This is a genomic window from Sphingomonas sp., assembly GCF_035910975.1.
Taxonomy (GTDB): domain Bacteria; phylum Pseudomonadota; class Alphaproteobacteria; order Sphingomonadales; family Sphingomonadaceae; genus Sphingomonas.
Genome location: NZ_JAMHWM010000052.1, coordinates 1 through 1,014 on the forward strand (window position 1 = coordinate 1; position 1,014 = coordinate 1,014).

Consider the following 1,014-nt stretch of genomic DNA (forward strand, 5'->3'; position numbering starts at 1 on the left):
GGCTCAGCGCCGACATCATCGCCGGCCTGCCCGCGCTGCAGATGGTGGCCATCGCCGCCACCGGCTACAACAACGTCGATCTCGACGCCTGCCGGGCGCGCGGCATCGTCGTCTCCAACGTGCGCGGCTACGCCCGCGAAACGGTGCCCGAGCACGTCTTTGCGCTGCTGCTGGCGCTGGCCCGGCAGATCGGCCCCTTCCACCGCTCGGTGGCCGCCGGGCGCTGGCAGAAGAGCGAACAGTGCTGTTATTTCGACTACCCGATCCGCGACCTCGCCGGCCAAACTCTTGGCCTCCTCGGCAGCGGCACTCTCGGGCAGGGCGTGGCGCGCATCGCCGCCGCCTTCGGCATGCGGGTTGTTCTTGGCGAACACAAGGGCGCGGCCACCTGCCGCGACGGCTACCTGCCCTTCGAGCGCCTGATCCGCGAAGCCGACGTAATCAGCCTGCACTGCCCGCTCACCGACGCCACCCGCCACCTGATCGGCGCGCCCGAACTGGCGGCCATGAAGCCAACGGCCATCCTGATCAACACCGCCCGCGGCGGCCTGGTGGATGAAGCGGCGCTGGCCGACGCCCTGCGCGCCCGCCAGATCGGCGGCGCCGGCTTCGACGTGCTCACCGAAGAACCGCCCGTCACCAACCCGCTGCTGGCGCCGGATCTGCTCGACGCCGGCAACTTCATCCTGACACCCCATGTCGCGTGGTCCAGCCGCGAGGCGATGCAGACCCTCGCCGACCAGCTCATCGACAACATCGAAGCGTTTGTCGCCGGTGCGGCGGTGAACCGGGTGGCGTGAACATCTTGATCAACAAGGGTTTGCGCTAAGATTCGCCGGCGTTCGCCCGGAACGCCGCTATGCCCGCAGGAGCCATCATGGATTTCGCCACCCAACGCCGGTATTACAACCGCTGCCACTTTCAGCCCTGATGCCCGCCGACTCCCGTGCCGCGCTGAAGCACCTGATCAGCGCCCTCGCGCTGGGCGACGGCTTTCAGTTCCACATCGTCGTC

At 68.4% G+C, this 1,014-nt stretch carries 1 protein-coding gene; it reads left to right on the plus strand.

Going from position 1 to position 1,014, the window contains the following annotated elements; genetic code table 11:
* Positions 1-800, plus strand: an 800-nt coding sequence (locus tag VYI76_RS16705) for an NAD(P)-dependent oxidoreductase (protein WP_326525945.1), incomplete at its 5' end; no start/stop codon positions are given.
* Positions 801-1,014: the final 214 nt, after the last annotated feature.